Origin of the sequence: Streptomyces sp. NPDC048142 (genome assembly GCF_043202835.1) — a bacterium.
Lineage (GTDB): Bacteria > Actinomycetota > Actinomycetes > Streptomycetales > Streptomycetaceae > Streptomyces.
Genome location: NZ_JBIDBC010000061.1, coordinates 1 through 17595 on the forward strand (window position 1 = coordinate 1; position 17595 = coordinate 17595).

16 protein-coding genes are annotated in these 17595 nt (G+C 70.8%); 4 read left to right on the plus strand and 12 right to left on the minus strand.

Annotation, left to right across the window (positions count from 1 at the left end):
• Positions 1-209 precede the first annotated feature (209 nt).
• The 3 genes from ACGF2Y_RS35870 to ACGF2Y_RS35880 all read right to left on the minus strand — a co-directional run bounded on the left by ACGF2Y_RS35870 (position 210) and on the right by ACGF2Y_RS35880 (position 4280).
• A complete protein-coding gene (locus ACGF2Y_RS35870; protein WP_392956117.1) occupies positions 210-1742 on the minus strand; it encodes a YfcC family protein in 1533 nt (510 codons plus the stop codon).
• Positions 1739-3115, minus strand: a complete 1377-nt coding sequence (locus ACGF2Y_RS35875) for a M20/M25/M40 family metallo-hydrolase (protein ID WP_392956119.1) — start codon at positions 3113-3115, stop codon at positions 1739-1741. The genes ACGF2Y_RS35870 and ACGF2Y_RS35875 overlap by 4 nt, the downstream gene beginning before the upstream one ends.
• 172 nt (positions 3116-3287) lie before the next feature.
• On the minus strand, positions 3288-4280 hold the full coding sequence (locus ACGF2Y_RS35880) for a fibronectin type III domain-containing protein (RefSeq protein ID WP_392956121.1): 993 nt from the start codon (positions 4278-4280) through the stop codon (positions 3288-3290).
• 271 nt (positions 4281-4551) lie between these two features.
• Here ACGF2Y_RS35880 and ACGF2Y_RS35885 point away from each other — a divergent pair, with 271 nt between their 5' ends.
• Positions 4552-5169 carry a TIGR03086 family metal-binding protein gene (locus ACGF2Y_RS35885; protein WP_392956124.1) on the plus strand — a complete coding sequence of 206 codons (618 nt, stop codon included), beginning with the start codon at positions 4552-4554 and terminating at the stop codon, positions 5167-5169.
• Positions 5170-5240: 71 nt separating this feature from the next.
• Here the strand turns inward: ACGF2Y_RS35885 and ACGF2Y_RS35890 are convergent, their stop codons facing one another.
• The 9 genes from ACGF2Y_RS35890 to ACGF2Y_RS35930 all read right to left on the minus strand — a co-directional run bounded on the left by ACGF2Y_RS35890 (position 5241) and on the right by ACGF2Y_RS35930 (position 13615).
• A complete protein-coding gene (locus ACGF2Y_RS35890) occupies positions 5241-5924 on the minus strand; it encodes an alpha/beta fold hydrolase (protein WP_392956125.1) in 684 nt (227 codons plus the stop codon).
• Between the two features lie 211 nt (positions 5925-6135).
• Positions 6136-7593, minus strand: coding sequence for a nucleobase:cation symporter-2 family protein (locus ACGF2Y_RS35895; RefSeq protein ID WP_392956127.1), 1458 nt, complete (start codon positions 7591-7593; stop codon positions 6136-6138).
• A 364-nt stretch (positions 7594-7957) separates the two neighbouring features.
• Complete coding sequence (locus tag ACGF2Y_RS35900; RefSeq protein ID WP_392956130.1) at positions 7958-9346, minus strand: 8-oxoguanine deaminase; 1389 nt, start codon at positions 9344-9346, stop codon at positions 7958-7960.
• Between the two features lie 45 nt (positions 9347-9391).
• On the minus strand, positions 9392-10795 hold the full coding sequence (locus ACGF2Y_RS35905) for a nucleobase:cation symporter-2 family protein (protein WP_392956133.1): 1404 nt from the start codon (positions 10793-10795) through the stop codon (positions 9392-9394).
• Between the two features lie 68 nt (positions 10796-10863).
• Positions 10864-11796: a factor-independent urate hydroxylase gene (gene pucL / locus ACGF2Y_RS35910; RefSeq protein WP_392956135.1), complete on the minus strand. Its 933-nt coding sequence runs from the start codon at positions 11794-11796 to the stop codon at positions 10864-10866.
• Between the two features lie 7 nt (positions 11797-11803).
• The gene (uraH, locus tag ACGF2Y_RS35915) at positions 11804-12193 is read right to left on the minus strand and encodes a hydroxyisourate hydrolase (RefSeq protein ID WP_030585280.1); all 390 of its coding nucleotides are present in this window, start codon (positions 12191-12193) and stop codon (positions 11804-11806) included.
• A gap of 20 nt (positions 12194-12213) precedes the next feature.
• Positions 12214-12750, minus strand: coding sequence for a 2-oxo-4-hydroxy-4-carboxy-5-ureidoimidazoline decarboxylase (gene uraD / locus ACGF2Y_RS35920; protein WP_392956137.1), 537 nt, complete (start codon positions 12748-12750; stop codon positions 12214-12216).
• A gap of 155 nt (positions 12751-12905) precedes the next feature.
• Positions 12906-13274, minus strand: coding sequence for a helix-turn-helix domain-containing protein (locus tag ACGF2Y_RS35925; RefSeq protein ID WP_392956146.1), 369 nt, complete (start codon positions 13272-13274; stop codon positions 12906-12908).
• Between the two features lie 89 nt (positions 13275-13363).
• The gene (locus tag ACGF2Y_RS35930; protein WP_392956138.1) at positions 13364-13615 is read right to left on the minus strand and encodes a hypothetical protein; all 252 of its coding nucleotides are present in this window, start codon (positions 13613-13615) and stop codon (positions 13364-13366) included.
• A 376-nt stretch (positions 13616-13991) separates the two neighbouring features.
• Here ACGF2Y_RS35930 and ACGF2Y_RS35935 point away from each other — a divergent pair, with 376 nt between their 5' ends.
• From ACGF2Y_RS35935 to ACGF2Y_RS35945, 3 genes are all read left to right on the plus strand, one after another.
• Entirely contained in the window at positions 13992-14831 is an 840-nt protein-coding gene (locus ACGF2Y_RS35935) for a TIM barrel protein (RefSeq protein ID WP_392956140.1), read from the plus strand.
• A gap of 79 nt (positions 14832-14910) precedes the next feature.
• Positions 14911-15804: a 2-hydroxy-3-oxopropionate reductase gene (locus ACGF2Y_RS35940; RefSeq protein WP_392956142.1), complete on the plus strand. Its 894-nt coding sequence runs from the start codon at positions 14911-14913 to the stop codon at positions 15802-15804.
• A gap of 243 nt (positions 15805-16047) precedes the next feature.
• Positions 16048-17505: a catalase gene (locus tag ACGF2Y_RS35945; protein WP_392956144.1), complete on the plus strand. Its 1458-nt coding sequence runs from the start codon at positions 16048-16050 to the stop codon at positions 17503-17505.
• Positions 17506-17595: the final 90 nt, after the last annotated feature.

Here is a 17595-nt window from a genome sequence, read left to right on the forward strand (position 1 = left end):
GCTTCAGGCGAGCCCACTGCGTATCCGTCAGATCTCCACGTGCCACAACACAAGATCATCCCACCTCAAGATCCACTTCCGATACACGCCCTAGAGGTCGTCCTGTGATGCTCCGCGTGGGGCGGTGCCGGAAGCTCCGCCCGGCGTTTCCCGCCCCGCGGGCGGCGGGAGCGGCTCGGGCACGGGCCGGAGACCCGGCGGGCCTCCCCTCACGTCCACACCGCCCCCAGCGCCACGAACCCGCAGATCAGGGCGAACAGGATCGCCAGCAACGGCCAGACGAACCGCAGGTACTTGTCGTAGCCGATCTTCGCCAGGGCCACCCCGCCGATGGTGACCGCCGTCGTCGGGACCCAGAGGTTCATCCAGCCGCTCGCCGCCTGCCACGCCGTGACGACCACCGCGCGGGAGACACCCGCGAAGTCGGCGAGAGGGGCCAGGATCGGCATCGCCAGGGTGGCGTGGCCGGAGGTGGAGGGGATGAGGAAGGCGAGGGGCAGGTTGACGATGAAGACGAAGACCGCGAAGACCGCCGACGAGGTGCCCGAGACCACGCCCTCGATCGAGTGCAGCACGGTGTCGGTGATCTGCGAGTTGTTCATGATGACCGTGACGCCGCGGGCCAGGACGATGACCAGGGCCGGGGAGATGAAGTCGGCCGCGCCCTGGATGATCGTCGCGCTGAGCTTCTGCTCGCCGAACCGGGCGACGACGCCCACCAGGACCGCCGCGACCAGGAACAGGGCGGCCAGATGGGGGAAGGACCAGCCGAGTTCGAATCCGTACGGGGTGGCGTCGGCGTCACCCGTGAGGGCGCTGGACCAGGGGACGACCGAGAAGATCATGAAGCTGAAGACCAGGGCGACCAGGATGAGGATCGTCCGGTGGAGCCCGGTCAGCTCCGGGGGTTCCTCCGCGTCCGCCGCGTTGTGCTCGCGGTCGCCGGGGAGGAAGCCGGAGAGCGAGCGGTCGGGGTTCTTGCGGACGCGGCCCGCGTACCGGATGACGTAGGCGATCGTCACCGCCGTCAGGACCACCCACATGACCGCGCGCAGCACGATGCCGTCGCCGAGCGAGATGTCCGCGGCGGACGAGGCCACCCCGGTGGCGAAGGGGTTGACCGTCGAGCAGAGCACCCCGACGCCCGCGCCCAGGATGATCGTGCCGGTGGCCACCATGCGGTCGTAGCCGAGGGCCAGCATCAGCGGGATGATCAGGCCGTAGAAGCCGAGGGTCTCCTCCGCGAAGCCCTCGACGGTGCCGAGCAGCGCGAAGACCAGCATCACCCCGGCGATCAGCAGCGCGCCCCGGTCGCGCAGCCGGTGCGCCAGGCGGCCGATGCCCCGGTCCAGGGCGCCGGTGGCGAACACCACCGTGATGAACGCGCCGATGGCCAGCACGAAGAGGAACACGCCCGCGCTGCCGTACAGTTCGCCGGCCAGATCCGGGCCGACCTCGCCCGTCCTCACGTCCTGGACGCCATAGAGTCCGTTGACCGGGGAGAGGAAGAGGTCGTTGAGACGGTCGACGAAGCTCTGGTCGGAGTCGACCCGGTGGTACGTGCCCTGGACCGGGGCCCCTTCCTCATTGCGGTCGTAGGCCCCGGGCGGAATCAGGAAGGCCAGCGCCCAGACCGCCAGCGTGACGACCGCGAGGATCGTGAGGGCGCTGGGGAAGGTGAACTTCTTCCCGGCCGGGGGTTCTTCCTCCGGTGCGAGTTTCGTGTCCGCCGCGCTGCTCATGCCGCGCCCTCCGCGGTGTCGGCGCGCTTCGTGGTGTCGCCGTACGTCTGCGCGTACTCCCTCAGGAACGCGGCCTCCGCGATCACCGCCGACCGCAGCTCCGAGAAGAGGACGCGCTCGTTCGGGGCGTGCAGGTTGCACAGGCCGTCCTGCGCGCCGAAGAGGAGGACCTCGGCGTTCGGAACCGCCTTCGCCAGGCCGTTGACCAGGGGGATCGAGCCGCCGCTCGCGACGAAGGACGGTTCGCTGCCCCAGCCCTCCCGGAGTGCGGTACGGGCGGCGCGGTAGGCCGGGCCGTCGGTCGCGGGTTCGAATCCGGGGCCCGTGTCGCCCGGGGTGACGGTGAGCGGGATTCCGAACGGGCGCAGGGACTCCAGATGGGTGACGAGCAGGTCCCGCGCCTCCTTCGGGTCCTGCTCGGGGTGGAAGCGCAGGTTCAGCTTGGCGCGGGCGTACGGGACGACGGCGGAGGCCGCGTTCTCCACGCTCGGGGCGTCGACGCCGATGACGGTGATCGCCGGGCCGCTCCACAGGCGCTCGCCCAGGCTCCCGGAGCCGATGAGGGGCATGCCCTGCTGGACCCCGGCGAGGGAGCGGAACTCCTCCTCCGTGTAGGTGGTGCCGGTCCACGCGTCGCGGCGCAGTCCCTCGACCGCCACATCGCCGTGGACGTCGTGCAGGGTGGCCAGGGCCTTGAGGAGGGCGAGCAGGGCGTCGGGGGCCGCGCCGCCGAATTCGCCGCTGTGCCGGGGTTCGTCGAGGGTGCGGACCTCGACGACGACCTCCGACGCGCCGCGCAGCCCCGTGGTGAGGGTGGGGCTGCCGGGGCGGATATTGCCCATGTCCGCGATGACCATGGCATCGCAGGCGAAGCGCTCCGGGTCGGTGGGCGGGTAGTCGTCGAAGGCGCTCCCGTACTCCTCCTGGCCCTCCAGGACGATCTTCAGCCCGACCGGCGGGCGCCCCTCGTAGGCGCGGAGCACCCCCAGGTGGACGATGATGTTCGACTTGTCGTCGGCGATGCCCCGGGCCCGCAGCCCGCCCTCGACGGGGGTCGGCTCGAAGGGCGGTGAGAGCCACAGGGCCTCGTCGCCGGCCGGCTGTACGTCGTAGTGGCCGTAGAGCAGGACGGTCGGCGCGCCGGGAGCCGGGGGCGGGACCTCCGCGACGATGATCGGCGCGGTGCCCGGAAGGTCCAGCCGCTCCACGCGTTCCACGCCGGCGCCGCGCAGCAGGTCCACGAGGAGGTCGTGGGCCTGCCGGACGGGCTCGGGCGGGTGGCCGGGGAAGGCGACGGACGGGATGGCCGTCAGCCGTTCCAGGTCGGCGACCAGTCCGCCCATCAGCGCGTCGGCCCGTGTGCTCAGGTCCATCGTTCAGCCCCTCGGAATCCTCGTGACCTCGTGTACTCATGTCCTCGCGCCCTGCCCGTGGAGCCGGTGGGGCTCGTGGGGTGCTGCCGCGAGGTTCTGGGATCAATGGACCATGAGGGGCGGGTCGCCGCACGCCTGGCAGGCGGCGGCCCGAGGACACGCCCGAGCGGCGTCAGTCCGTCAGGACGACCGTCCGCTGGGCCGAGAAGTCGCCCCATTTGCCGTCCGGGAGCTTGGCCCTGAGCTTCACCGAATAGCGGGTGCCCGCCGGGTCCGAGAGGTTCAGCCGGTACGTGGCGCGGCCCTTGGGAGGCGTGCCGCCCCAGACGATGGTGGTGGTCAGCCTGCCGTTCAGATGGAGCTCGTAGGCGGGCACGACTCCGCCCGTCCCGGGCTGGTCCCAGGACAGGTCGAGGATGAACTCGGCGCCCTCCTTGCCGACCTCGGTCCGCAGCCCGGTGGGGGCGGTGCTCGCGGGCGCGCCGGCGGACGGGGCGGTGGTGAGGTCGACGGCGTTGCTGTCGGGCGAGGACTTGTCGGAGGCGTCCCGGGCCCGGACGGTGAAGGTGTAGACGGTCCCGGGACGCAGGCCCGTCACCTTCGCCGTGGTCGCGGTGCCCGGCACGCTGTGGATCCGGGAGTCCTCCTGGTAGATGTCGTACGAGGTGACGCCGACGTCGTCCTCGGCCGTCTGCCAGGTCAGGGTGGCGGCGCGGCCGCCCTCGGTGGTTCCGGTCAGCTTCGCGGGGGCGGTGGGGGGCTCGTTGTCCTCGGGCGGGGTGGCCCGCGTGGTGACGGGGACGACGGTGCTGGGCGCGGAGAGGTTTCCGGCGGCGTCCTTGGACCGGACCGTGAAGGTGTAGTCCGTCGACGCCGTCAGCCCGTCGACGTCGATCATGTGCTTCGTCGCCGGAACGGATCTGACCTTGGTCTTCTCCCGGTAGACCTCGTATCCGGCGATCGCCTTGTTGTCGGATGCGGGGTCCCACATGACGTGCACCGAGGTGGAGCTGCTGGCCTGGGCGGTCACGCCCCGGGGGGTGCTGGGGGGCTGCGTATCGGCTTCGGCGGTGCCGCCGCAGGCGGTGAGGGGGGCGAGGAGCAGAGCGGCGGAACAGGCCAACGCGGCAGATATGTGGGGGCGTTGCACGGGGGTGCCTTCCATCCGGACAGCAATGGTCCAGACCTGTATGACATGGCGTGGGGGCGTCCGACAAGAGTCCGGCCGGGAACCTTCCGCTATATGCCGGTTGCGCCGCCCGTCAGCGGTCCGGGCGGTCCGGAAGCCACGCGCGGTCCGGGCGGTACGGGCAGGCCTGGGAGCCCCGGCGGTCCGGCGGTCCGGAAGCCACGAGGTCCGGGCGGTACGGGCGGGAGGAGGAGTCCCGTCGGTCCGGCGGCCGATGAGTTTTCGGTGGCGGACGGGTCTTCCCTGCATGAACACACAGGAGAACCCCGCGTCGGATGCCGCTGCCCTTCCCGATCTGCGGCCGGCCGCCCGGCGGATCGCCGGACTGCTCGGTCCGGTCGACGACGGCCGGCTGGACGGCCCCACCCCCTGCCCCGACTACGCCGTACGGGAACTGCTCGGCCATCTCACCCATCTGACCGCCGCCTTCCGCGACGCCGCCCGCAAGGATCTCGGGGCGAGCACCGCCGTCTCCCCGGACGCCGCCCTCCCCGTCCTCGCCGACGACTGGCGTGAGGTGCTGCCCCGGCAGCTGGAGGAGGTGGCGGCGGCCTGGCGCTCGCCCGCCGCCTGGACCGGCATGACCCGGGCCGGCGGAGTGGAGCTGCCCGGCGAGGTGGCCGGGGTCGTCGCGCTCGACGAACTCGTCATCCACGGCTGGGACCTGGCCCGGTCGACGGGTCAGCCGTACGCGGCCGGGGAGGCGGAACTGCGGTGCTGCGAGGCCCTGCTTTCCCCGGACGAGGCCAGGCCGGGCGGCGACAGCCTCTTCGGGCCGCCCGTCCCGGTGCCGGACGGCGCCCCGCTGCTGGACCGGGTGATCGGCCTCAGCGGCCGCCGCCCGGACTGGCGGCCGAACGCCTGAGAGCACCGGCGGCCGGGCGCCTGAGAGCGGCTGGGGCGGTGGCGGCCCGCCGGGGTCGCGGGGGCAGCGGCTCAGCTGGTGAAGAACTCCGTGATGTGCGCGGCCACCTGGTCCGCCCGGGTCTCGTGCATCCGGTGGCCGCCGGGGACCGTGATGAGCCGGCAGTCCGGGATCAGCGAGGCCACGTCGGCCTGGCGGTGCTGTTCCATCGCGCTCTCCGGCCCCCCGCTGATGATCAGCGTCGGGGAGACGATGTCGCCGAGGCCCTCGTCCGCGTCCGGGCCGGGGTCGGCGAGCTGGTCCCGTACGGCGGGCACCGCGTTCTCGTCGTAGTCCACCGGGCCCTCGGCGCGCCCCGCCGGACCCGGGTCGCCGGGGAACGGCGCCGGGGTCTCCACCAGCACCAGCCGCTCCACCCGGTCGGAGTGCTCCTGCGCCAGCAGCCGGGCGACGACTCCGCCCATGCCGTGGCCGACGAGCCCGACCCGGTCCAGTTCCAGTTCGTCGAGGAAGCCCACGACGTCCTCGACCATCAGGTCCAGGCCGTAGTCGTCGGGCCAGTCGCTCTCGCCGTGGCCGCGCAGGTCCAGGGCGAAGACCCGCCATTCCTGGCCCAGCAGGGTGCCGGCCGCCTCCCAGTTCGCGGCCGAACCGCCGAGGCCGTGCAGCAGCACGACGGGCGAGCCGAACGCATCGCCCCAGGTCCGGTACGCGAGGCGCACATCGCCGACATCCACAACAGACTGATCTTCCATGCCCCTGACGCTACAGCCGACGGGTACCGGCCGGCTCCAGGGGCCCGGTCCGGCGGGCCGGGCCGGGCCATGCCGGGCGTGGAAGGCGTACGGGGACGCCCACCGGATCGGCCAGGGCGTGCCCGGGAGGTCGGGAGGCGGATCGCGGCACGCCCCGAGGGCCCCGCACCGCGCGGGGCCCTCGCCGGTTCCGGTCGCGGAACCGTACGGGTCAGTGGACGCCGGTCCCGGCGGCGGCCGGCACCAGCTGCTCGCCGTTCGCCGGTTCCTCGTCCGCCATGTCGGGCTTGCGGCCGAAGTGGTTGAAGGCGAGGTTCAGCACGATCGCCACCACGCAGCCGGTGGAGATGCCCGAGTCGAGGACGACCAGCAGGTCCTCGGGGAAGGCGTGGTAGAACCGCGGCGCGGCGATCGGGATCAGGCCGATGCCGACGGCCGCCGCGACGATCAGGGCGTTCTCGCCCTTCTCCAGGGCGGCCGTGGCCAGGGTCTGGATGCCGCTGGCCGCGACCGTGCCGAACAGGACGATGCCCGCGCCGCCGAGCACCGGCAGCGGTACGAGCGCGATGACCGAGGCGGCGACCGGGACCAGGCCGAGGACGATCAGGATCGCGCCGCCCACCGCGACGACGAAGCGGCTGCGGATCTTGGTCATGGCGACGAGGCCGACGTTCTGGGCGAAGGCGCTGCACATGAACCCGTTGAAGAGCGGGCTGATGGCACTGCCGAGGGTGTCGGCGCGCAGACCGCCCTCGATGATCTTCTCGTCGGCCGGGCGGCCGACGATCTTGCCGAGGGCCAGCATGTCCGCGGTGGACTCGGTCATGCAGACCAGCATCACGATGCACATGGAGATGATCGCGGCGATCTCGAACTGCGGGGCGCCGAAGGCGAACGGCGTCGGGAAGCCGACCACGTCGGCGTCCGTGATGGCGCCGAAGTCGGTGATGCCCGCCGGGATCGCGATCAGGGTGCCGATGACCAGACCGAGCAGGATCGCGATCTGCTGGAGGAAGCCGCGCAGCAGCTTGCGCAGGGCCAGAACGATCACCAGGGTCACGGCGGCCATGGTGATGTTGGTCATCGAACCGTAGTCGTCGGCCGTGGCGTTGCCGCCCTGGGACCAGTTGAAGGCGACCGGGAGAAGCGACACTCCGATCAGGGTGATCACGGTGCCGGTGACGACGGGCGGGAAGAAGCGGACCAGTTTGCCGAAGTACGGGGCGGCGACGAAGCCGAGCAGACTCGCGACGATGATCGCGCCGAATATGACGGCTATCCCGTCGTGCCCCCGGTCCTTGCCTATCGCGATCATCGGGGCCACACCGGCGAACGAGACGCCGTTCACGAAGGGCAGCCGGGCGCCCACGCGCCAGAACCCGATGGTCTGGAGCAGGGTGGCTATCCCCGCGGTGAACAGGCTCGCCCCCATCAGGAAGGCGGTCTCCTTGGCGGTGAGGCCGACGGCCGGCCCCACGATGAGCGGCGGGGCCACCACGCCCGCGTACATGGCGGCCACGTGCTGGAGGCCGCTGGTGAACATCTTCCATGGGGGGAGGGTTTCGTCGACCGGGTGTTTCCGGTCGGCTCCCGCTTCCGCGGCGGCACCGGCCGTCGCGTCGGGGGCGGCTGCATCTGCGTCTGTGCGAAACCTGGGCTCAGCGGCCACGGCGGTTCCTCCGGTCGGTTACACGTCGTCGGCGACGTGGGGTTCAGGGAGGTGATGCGTAAGTGGTGCGGTGGTGCGGCTCTCTCAGGTGGTGCGGGTCGTACAGGTGGTGCGGCTCTCTCGGGTCGTGCAGGTCGTGCAGGTCGTGCAGGTCGTGCAGGTCGTGCAGGTCGTGCGGAGGGGGGCGGGGGCTCGCACCGGGGGTGGGTGCGGGCAGCGTTCTTCACCGGTCCGGCGGGCGCGCACCATGGGGTGCGCGTCCGCCGGACCGGCTGCCGTGGACCCCGCTCGGGTCCACGGCGGCCGGTCTCGGGCCGTCCCCCTCGACCGGCCGGTCGGGGATACCTCCGAAGGAGGCGGGCGCTTAGGCTCCGGCGGCGATCTGCGCGAGGCGGCGGGCCTCGTCGCGGGTGACGCGGGCGAGGGCGTCCTCGTCCACCGTGGTGAGGTGGTTGCCCTCGACGACCGGCTTGCCGTCGACGAGGGAGAGGGTCACCGGGGCGGCCGCGCCGAAGATGAGCGCGGTCACCGGGTCGGCGATCGAGGAGTGGGCCAGGGTGTCCAGCTTCCACAGGACGAGGTCGGCGAGCTTGCCGGCCTCCAGGGAGCCGATCTGGTCGGCGCGGCCCAGGACCTGGGCTCCGCCGAAGGTCCCGAGGCGCAGGGCCTGACGGGCGTTCAGGGCGGCCTCGCGGTGGGCGCCGAGGCGGTTGATGAGCAGGGCGTTGCGCAGCTCGGTGTGCAGTTCGCCGGACTCGTTGGAGGCGGTGCCGTCCACGCCGAGGCCGACCGGGACACCGGCGGCGAGCATGTCGGGAACCCGGGCGATTCCCGCGGCGAGACGGGCGTTGGAGGACGGGCAGTGGGCGACGCCCGTTCCCGTACGGGCGAAGGCGGCGATGTCGGAGTCGTTCATGTGGACGCAGTGCGCCATCCACACATCGCTGCCGAGCCAGCCGGTGGACTCGAAGTAGTCGGTCGGGCCCATCCCGAACAGCTCCTTGCAGAACTGCTCCTCCTCGACGGTCTCCGACCCGTGGGTGTGCAGTCGTACGCCTCTGCGGCGGGCCAACTCCGCTCCCTGGCGCATCAGTTCCGTGGAGACCGAGAAGGGCGAGCAGGGTGCGACGGCGACCTGGGTCATGGCGTCGAAGGAGGCGTCGTGGTGGGCGTCGATCGTCGCCTCGGTGGCGGCGAGCGCGCCCTCCAGGGTCTCGACGGCGAAGTCCGGGGGCAGGCCGCCGTCCTTCTCGCTGCGGTCCATGGACCCCCGGGCGAGGGTGAACCGTACGCCCATCTCGCGGGCGGCCCCGATGATGGCGCCGGACAGGTCGCCGGAGCCCTTCGGGAAGACATAGTGGTGGTCCATGGCGGTGGTGACGCCGCCGCGGGCCATCATGGCGAGCGAGCCCTGCGCGGCGGCGCGGGCCATCGGCTCGTCGATGCGCGCCCAGGTCGGGTAGAGGGCGACCAGCCAGTTGAAGAGGTTGTGGTCGGTGGCCAGGCCCCGGGTGATCCACTGGTAGAAGTGGTGGTGGGTGTTGACCAGGCCGGGCGTCGCGAGGTGCCCGGTGGCGTCGATGCGCCGGACGACTCCGGTGAGGCCCTCCGGCGCCCGGCCGGCGCCGACGGACTCGATGCGGTTGTCCGCCACGACGATGTAGCCGGAGGCGTACTCCGTGTCGTGGGCGTCGACGGTGGCGATCGAACAGTTCTCGATGATGATGCGCTGAGGGTCTGCCGAAGCTGCCATGGCGCTTCCTTCTTCTCTCTGTGGCGATGTGGGCACGGCAGGACCCTAGGAGGATTTGAGTGCCACAGCGGTGCGGCTGTGGGTGCCGAGATGGTGGAAGAACAGGTTGAGCACGACCGCGACCAGTGCTCCCGCACTGATCCCGGAGCCGAGGACGGTCTGCGCCCAGGCCGGGAATCCGGCGTAGAAGGCGGGCGCGGCGAGCGGGATGATGCCCGCGCCGAGCGCCACGGCGACCAGGATGATGTTGGAGCTGTCGTCCAGGCCCGCCTCGGAGAGCGTACGGATGCCGCTGACCGCGATGGAGCCGAAGAGGACGATGCCGGCGCCGCCGAGGACGGGCATCGGGACGAGCGAGACGACCGCGCCGAGCACCGGGAAGGCGCCGAGGACCAGCAGGGCGCCGCCGGCGGCCGCGACGACGTACCGGCTGCGTACGCGGGTCAGTGAGACGACGCCGACGTTCTGGGCGAAGGCGCTGGTGGGGAATCCGCCGAAGACCGGGCCCAGCAGGGTGGCGATGCCGTCGGTGCGCAGGCCGCGGGTGATCGTGCGGCCGTCGGTGCGGCGGTCGCAGATCTCGCCGAGGGCGAGCATCCCGGCCGAGGACTCCGTCATCAGGACGAGCATGACGATGCAGAGGGAGAGGATCGCGGCGGGGTGGAACTCCGGCGCGCCGAAGGCGAAGGGGGTTGGCAGGGCGGCGAGCGGTGCGGACTTCAGCGCGGAGAAGTCGGCGAGTCCGAACGGGATCGCGGCCAGCGTGCCGACGAACATGCCCATCAGCAGGGCCACTTGCTTGAGGAAGCCGTGGCCGAAGCGCTGGATGAGCAGGATGACGACCAGCGTGAAGGCGGCCAGCGCCAGGTACTTCATGGCGCCGAAGTCGGCGGCGGTGGCGTCGCCGCCCTGTGCCCAGGCGACCGGGACCGGCATGAGGGTGACGCCGATGAGGGTGATGACCACGCCGGTGACGAGCGGCGGGAAGAAGCGCAGCAGCCTGCCGAAGAAGGGTCCGACGGTCAGGCAGAAGACTCCGGCGACGAGCACCGCCCCGTAGATCGCGGGGAGTTGATGGCCCGGTGCACTGGTCTCGGCGATGGCGAGCATCGGGGCGATACCGGCGGATGAGGCGGCGTTGACGAACGGCAGCCGATTGCCGGCGAAGCGGCCGAGGCCGATCGTCTGGAGGACGGTGGCGAGTCCGGCGATCAGGAGGCTCGCCGCGATGAGCCGGGTCATGCCGGCGGTGTCCAGGCCGACGGCCTGCCCGATGATCAGCGGAGGGGTGACGACGCCCGCGTACATGGCGGCGATGTGCTGGAGCGCGGCGGGGACGAGCCGCGCGGGAGGAAGCTTCTCGTCGACCGGGTGAACCGCCGTGTCGGCAGCGGTGACCGGTGAGGTTCTGGCCGGGCCTTCTGCCGGCCCCGATGCAGGCTGTGTCATGGGAGTTCCCTCCGGGATGACCGGCCCCCGCCCGTCTGTGGCCGGGCGGGGGCCGGTTCAGTGCCGCGTCAGAGGTTGGTCATGTCGACCGGGATCTTCGGCTCGACGCCGTCCCGGAGCACGGTGGCCTCGATCAGACCGTAGGGACGGTCCGCCGCGAAGTAGACGGCTCCGTCGGCGGTGTCGTTCTTGAGGCCGAACGGTTCGAGGTCCACCAGGAAGTGGTGGTTGTTCGGCAGCGAGAAGCGGATCTCGTCGATCTCGCTGCGGCTGTTGATGATGCGCGAACCCATTTGGTACAGGGTCTGCTGGAGCGAGAGGGAGTACGTCTCGGCGAAGGCGTGGAGCATGTGCTTGCGCGCCTGCTCGTAGGACTTCTCCCAGTTCGGCATGCGCTGCTCGTCGCTGGTCCAGTTGTAGCGCCAGCGGGCCGAGACGTCCGTCGCCAGGATGCGGTCGTACGCCTCCTTGAGCGTCGTGTACCGGTCCTTGACGTAGCCCCAGAACTCGGAGTTGGTCGAGTTCATCACCGTCAGGTCCTTGAGGCCCGAGATGACCTCCCAGTTCTCACCGTCGTAGGTGATCTGGGAGACGCGGGTCTCCTGGCCCTTGCGGACGAAGGAGTGCTTGACCTCGTCGGCGCCGATGAACTTCGAGTTGCCGTCGGAGGTCGCGATGCGCTCCCAGCTGTACTCCTCGATCCGGATCCGGGCGCGGTGGATCGGTTCCTGCGAGGAGACGAAGTGCCGGGCGAGGTGGATGCCGAACTGCTCGGCGGACTCGATCCCGTGTTCCTTGGCGAACGCGAACACCGTGTTCTTGGTGGTGTCGGTCGGCAGGACGTTGGCGTTGGAGCCGGAGTAGTGCACGTCGTCCATGTCGCCGGAGAGGGCGACCGAGACGTTCAGGTCCTTTATGTGGTGGGTGTCGCCGTCCCGCGTGATCTTGACGACGCGGTTCTCTGCTTTGCCGTACTGGTTCTGGCCGAGAATCGTGGGCATGTCGGTGCTAGCTCCCTCGGTAAACGGAGTAGCCGAACGGGTTGAGCAGCAGCGGTACGTGATAGTGCTCGCCCGGGACGACCGCGAACGCGATCGTCACTTCCGGGAAGAACGCGCCGCTGTCCCTTACGCGGGGGGCGTCCTGCTGCGCCTCGGCTTGCTTCTTGGAAAAATACGCCTCGGTGTCGAATTCGAGACGCACATGGCTTGTTCCCTCCGGCAGTGCCGGGAGGTCCTTGCAGCGCCCGTCCGCATCGGTCGCGGACGCTCCGAGCGTGACGTACGGCGCGTCGCTTCCGCTGCGGGCGGCGAGCGAGACGGCGACGGACGCGGCGGGGCGGCCGATGCTGGTGTCCAGGATGTGGGTGGACACCGATGCGGTCGTGTCGGTACTCAAGGCCGTCACTCTCCTAGGTCTCAAGATTCCTGTGCGGGAGCGCCCTCTGCGAGGGTCTCCCGTACGAGACGGGTCAGCCGGATGCGGTTGATCTTGCCCAGTTCGGTGCGCACGATCTCCTGCTCCTGCTCGGGCGAGTTCCCGATCCGGGACTTCACCGCGTCGCGCATCTGCTCACCGGTGGCGCCGGTGGCGCAGATCAGGAAGACATGTCCGAACCGCTCCTGGTAGGCCAGGTTCAGTTCGAGCATCTCGGTCTTGAGCTCCTCGGAGGCGCCGGCCATCCCCCGCTGCTCGCGGGAGGAGGTCGGGTCGCCGGGCTTCGGGCGGCCGATCGGCGGGTGGCCTGCCATCGCTTCGGCCAGATCCTCCGCGGTGAGCTTCGCCATGGCGGCGTCGCTCGCGGAGAGCAGGGCTTCTTCGGTGGCGTACGGACGCCCGGCGAGGATGGTGTCTCCCCAGGCCGCACTGGCACACACCTCGTGCAGTGCGGGGGTGGCCTCGCCGTCCGCCAGGGTGTTGAACCGGGTCAGGCCCGGTGTGGAGCTCGAAGTCACGGGAGCCTCCGTGGCTGTTTTTCGCTGTGCGTTGTTCGGGCTGCGGATAGCTAACGCCCTCCACAACACGACGTCAACACTTTGTTGAAATCTCGCGAACGAAGAAAGCCGCCGTCCCGGCATGCGGACAGCGGCTTTCCCGGGCGTTCGGCCAACTACTCCCCCTTGGCCGAATGTTCCCTGTTGAGATAGTTGTACACAGTGAACCTGGAGACGCCCAGGGCTCCGGCCACGGTCTCCACTCCGTGCCGTACGGAGAAGGCACCGCGTGCCTCCAGCGTCCGGACGACGCCCTGCTTGGCCTTGCGGTCCAGGTCGGCGAGCGGCATCCCGTGCCGTCGCTCCATCGCGGCGAGGATGTGGTCCAGCGAGTCGGAGAGCTGGGGCAGGCGTACGGCCATGACGTCCCGCCCCTCCCAGGCGAGCACCACGTCGTCCTGCTGGGCCTGCCCGGGGCCCAGCAGCTCCGCACCCATCGCGTCGACGAGCGGCTTCACCGCGGACACGAGGGGGTGATCGGCCATCGCCGGGGCGCTGTCGGCTGCCGCCGGGTCGCTGTCTGCCACTGCCGGAGCGTGAGCGGCCGCGGCCGGGGGGTGGTCGACGGATTCGGTCACTGCGCGTCCCCCCCGATCACGTTCACCTGGAGCGAGACCCGGGTGGCGCCCGAGGCCAGGGCCCGCCGCAGCAGGGCGTCCACGGCGGTGAGCACCTCGTCCGCGCCCCCTTCCGCGGTGTTGCCGAAGGGTCCGACGTCGACGGCGTCCAGCTCGGCGCCCTGGATCACCTCGCGGGCCACCACCGCGTGGGTGGGCGCCTCGTCGAGATCGAACGGCTCGGTGGTGAATTCCACCCTCAAGCGCACTGTGCCTCCATGGTGTCCTCGCCCGGGTGCGGGCTCCCGCGGCTCGGCCACGACTGTAACCGCTGGGCGGGGCCCGCTCCGGTGCGCGCGGGACCCTGACGGAGGTGGCCAGGGGAGCGGCGGAACGCAGACCTCGGCCCGCGTCGGGAAGGGTCGGCCGAGGGGGATGCCGTACGACGAGCAGGGCGGGGCGGGGGTCGACAGCGGCCCCCGCCCCGCTTTCGCATGCCGGGAGGCATCCCGGCCACCGATTTCCGTACACCCGCCGACCGGGGCGATTTTTCCGGCACCCCCTTGACAGCCCCACCACCATCCGGGCAATCTTCCGTTAAGCAGAAACTAACTTCCGCAATACGGAAGGAGCGCCGACATCCTCATGGGATACCCGGACCAGCGCTTCGATGTGAACCTTTCGATCCTCTTCACGGAACTCCCGCTCCTGGAGCGTCCCGCGGCAGCCGCCGCGGCGGGCTTCACGGCGGTCGAGCTGTGGTGGCCCTGGATCGAGACCCCCACCCCTCCGCAGGCGGAGCTCGACGCCCTCAAGAAGGCGCTCGACGACGCCGGCACCCAGTTGGTGGGGCTGAACTTCTACGCCGGACAGCTGCCCGGCCCCGACCGCGGCGCGCTCTCCGTGCCCGGCACGGAGTCGGACCGCTTCCGGGCCAACATCGAGGTGGCGGCCGACTTCGCCGCCTCGGTCGGCTGCAAGGCGCTCAACGCGCTGTACGGCAACCGCGTCGAGGGCGTGGACCCGGTGGTGCAGGACGCGCTCGCCCTGGAGAACCTGGTGCCGGCCGCCCGCGCGGCCGACCGCATCGGGGCGATCCTCCTCGTCGAGACCCTCAACAAGCCGGAGTCGCCGCTCTATCCGCTGGTCAGCGCACCGGCCGCGATCGAGGTCGTCGACAAGGTCAACGCGGCGACGGGCCTCGGGAACGCCAAGTTCCTGCTGGACCTGTACCACCTCTCGATGAACGGCGAGGACCTGAGCCAGGTGATCAACGCGTACGCCGCGAAGACCGGCCACGTCCAGATCGCCGACAATCCGGGCCGCGGCGCGCCGGGCACCGGCTCGCTCCCGCTGGAGCGGCTCCTCGACGAGCTGAAGGACGCCGGGTACGCCGGCTGGGTCGGCCTGGAGTACAAGCCGGGCGACCGGCCGAGCGCGGACTCCTTCGACTGGCTCCCGGCGCCGGCCCGAGCGGCCCGCTGACCGGCTGCGGGCGGGCCGGGCCGGCCTCCGGTCGCGGCCGACCCCCTTACGTACACACGTTTTTCAGGAAGGCACCCTCATGAGCAACAACCTCCCCAAGGTTGCGTGGATCGGTCTCGGCATCATGGGCTCCCCCATGTCGGAGAACCTGATCAAGGCCGGTTACTCCGTCACCGGATACACCCTGGAGCAGGACAAGATCGACCGGCTGGTCGCGGCCGGCGGCACCGGCGCCTCCTCGATCGCGGACGCGGTCGGGGACGCGGATGTCGTCATCACGATGGTGCCCGCATCGCCGCAGGTCGAGGCCATCGCGTACGGCCCCGACGGCATCCTGGAGAACGCGAAGCGCGGCGCGCTGCTGGTGGACATGTCCTCCATCACCCCGCAGACCTCGGTCGACCTCGCCAAGAACGCCGCGGAGAAGGGCATCCGGGTCCTGGACGCGCCGGTCTCCGGCGGCGAGGCCGGTGCCATCGAGGCGGTCCTGTCCATCATGGTCGGCGGCGAGCAGGCGGACTTCGACGCCGCGAAGCCGCTGCTGGAGGCGCTCGGCAAGACGATCGTGCTCTGCGGCCCGCACGGTTCCGGCCAGACGGTGAAGGCCGCCAACCAGCTGATCGTCGCGGTCAACATCCAGGCCTGCGCCGAAGCCGTGGTCTTCCTGGAGAAGTCCGGCGTCGACCTCGCCGCCGCGCTGGATGTCCTGGGCGGCGGTCTGGCCGGTTCGACCGTGCTGACCCGCAAGAAGGACAACTTCCTGAAGCGGGACTTCGCCCCCGGCTTCCGGATCGACCTGCACCACAAGGACATGGGCATCGTGACCGACGCCGCCCGCAACGTCGGCGCGGCCCTGCCCGTCGGCGGTGTGGTCGCCCAGCTGGTCGCGTCGCTGCGCGCCCAGGGCGACGGCGGCCTGGACCACTCGGCGCTGCTGCGCTCGGTCGAGCGGCTGTCCGGCTCCCAGGTCTGATCCCTCCCCCGGCCCCGCGAGGGGCGACCGGCCTCGAACGCCGGTCCGCCCCCGGGGCCACGGCCCGCACGACGGGCCCCTGAACTCCGGGTCGCGGTGGCGCTGACACCTGTCCTGTCGCGCCCAGGCGCCGCCGCGGCCCGGAACCACACACTTCGTTTTCAACAAACTGTTGACGCCACTCCGCGGCGAATCTACGCTCCTCAAGCCGTCAGCAGCTCGTACGAAAGGTCATCCCGCCACATGGCTAAGCGTGTGCTCACGACCGAGTCAGGCGCCCCGGTCGCCGACAACCAGAACTCCGCCACCGCCGGTGCCGGTGGACCGATCCTCCTCCAGGACCAGCACCTCCTGGAGAAGCTCGCCCGCTTCAACCGTGAGCGCATCCCGGAGCGCGTGGTCCACGCCCGCGGCTCCGGCGCGTACGGCTACTTCGAGGTCACCGACGACGTCACCGGCTTCACCCGCGCCGACTTCCTCGGCGCGGTGGGCAAGCGCACCGAGACGTTCATCCGCTTCTCGACGGTCGCCGACTCGCTCGGCGGCGCGGACGCGGTCCGCGACCCGCGCGGTTTCGCCCTCAAGTTCTATACGGACGAGGGCAATTACGATCTGGTCGGGAACAACACCCCGGTGTTCTTCATCAAGGACCCGATCAAGTTCCCCGACTTCATCCACTCGCAGAAGCGCGACCCGTTCACGGGCAAGCAGGAGCCGGACAACGTCTGGGACTTCTGGGCGCACGCCCCCGAGGCGACGCACCAGATCACCTGGCTGATGGGCGACCGCGGCATCCCCGCCTCGTACCGTCACATGAACGGCTACGGTTCGCACACCTACCAGTGGACGAACGCGGCGGGCGAGGCCTTCTTCGTCAAGTACCACTTCAAGACGAACCAGGGTGTGCGGTCCCTCTCCGGCGAGCAGGCCGCCGAGCTCGTCGGCAAGGACGCCAACTCGCACCAGACGGACCTGCTCCAGGCCATCGAGCGTGGCGTCAACCCGTCCTGGACGCTGTACGTCCAGGTGATGCCGGCCGCCGAGGCCGCGGACTACCGGTTCAACCCGTTCGACCTCACCAAGGTGTGGCCGCACAGCGACTACCCGCTCCAGCGGGTCGGCCGCCTGGTCCTGGACCGGAACCCGGACAACGTCTTCGCCGAGGTCGAGCAGGCCGCGTTCTCCCCGAACAACTTCGTGCCCGGCATCGGTCCGTCCCCGGACAAGATGCTCCAGGGCCGGCTGTTCGCCTACGCGGACGCGCACCGCTACCGCCTGGGCGTCAACCACACCCACCTGCCGGTGAACGCCCCGCGGACCGCCGCCGTCGACAACTACGGCCGCGACGGCATCCATGCGACCCGCAACGGCTCGCGCCACGACAAGAACTACGAGCCCAACTCGTACGCCGGTCCGGCGCAGACCGACGCGGCGCTCGCCGCCCCGCTGGCGGTCCACGGCTGGACGGGCACGCACGAGGTGCCCGCCCACAGCAAGGACGACGACTTCTTCCAGGCGGGCGAACTCTTCCGGCTCATGTCGCAGGACGAGAAGGACCGCCTGGTCGCGAACATCGCCGGAGGCCTCTCGCAGGTCACCCGCGACGACGTGATCGAGAAGAACCTCGCCCACTTCCACGCCGCCGACGCCGACTACGGCAAGCGCGTCGAGGAGGCCGTCCGCGCCCTGCGCGAGGACTAGGGCGTGTATCGAATGTGCTGGTCACAGCCACTCGTTGATGGCCGCTACGAGGACAGTCGCCTCGTAGCGGACCGCGAGCTTGTCGTAGCG

Coding starts and splice junctions, on each gene's coding strand:
- ACGF2Y_RS35875 (WP_392956119.1), bottom strand. CDS start 3,115: ATGGACCTGAGCACACGGGCCGACGCGCTGATGGGCGGACTGGTCGCC.
- ACGF2Y_RS35870 (WP_392956117.1), bottom strand. CDS start 1,742: ATGAGCAGCGCGGCGGACACGAAACTCGCACCGGAGGAAGAACCCCCG.
- ACGF2Y_RS35945 (WP_392956144.1), top strand. CDS start 16,048: ATGGCTAAGCGTGTGCTCACGACCGAGTCAGGCGCCCCGGTCGCCGAC.
- ACGF2Y_RS35935 (WP_392956140.1), top strand. CDS start 13,992: ATGGGATACCCGGACCAGCGCTTCGATGTGAACCTTTCGATCCTCTTC.
- ACGF2Y_RS35885 (WP_392956124.1), top strand. CDS start 4,552: ATGAACACACAGGAGAACCCCGCGTCGGATGCCGCTGCCCTTCCCGAT.
- ACGF2Y_RS35880 (WP_392956121.1), bottom strand. CDS start 4,280: ATGGAAGGCACCCCCGTGCAACGCCCCCACATATCTGCCGCGTTGGCC.
- ACGF2Y_RS35925 (WP_392956146.1), bottom strand. CDS start 13,274: ATGGCCGATCACCCCCTCGTGTCCGCGGTGAAGCCGCTCGTCGACGCG.
- ACGF2Y_RS35900 (WP_392956130.1), bottom strand. CDS start 9,346: ATGGCAGCTTCGGCAGACCCTCAGCGCATCATCATCGAGAACTGTTCG.
- pucL (WP_392956135.1), bottom strand. CDS start 11,796: ATGCCCACGATTCTCGGCCAGAACCAGTACGGCAAAGCAGAGAACCGC.
- ACGF2Y_RS35905 (WP_392956133.1), bottom strand. CDS start 10,795: ATGACACAGCCTGCATCGGGGCCGGCAGAAGGCCCGGCCAGAACCTCA.
- ACGF2Y_RS35890 (WP_392956125.1), bottom strand. CDS start 5,924: ATGGAAGATCAGTCTGTTGTGGATGTCGGCGATGTGCGCCTCGCGTAC.
- ACGF2Y_RS35940 (WP_392956142.1), top strand. CDS start 14,911: ATGAGCAACAACCTCCCCAAGGTTGCGTGGATCGGTCTCGGCATCATG.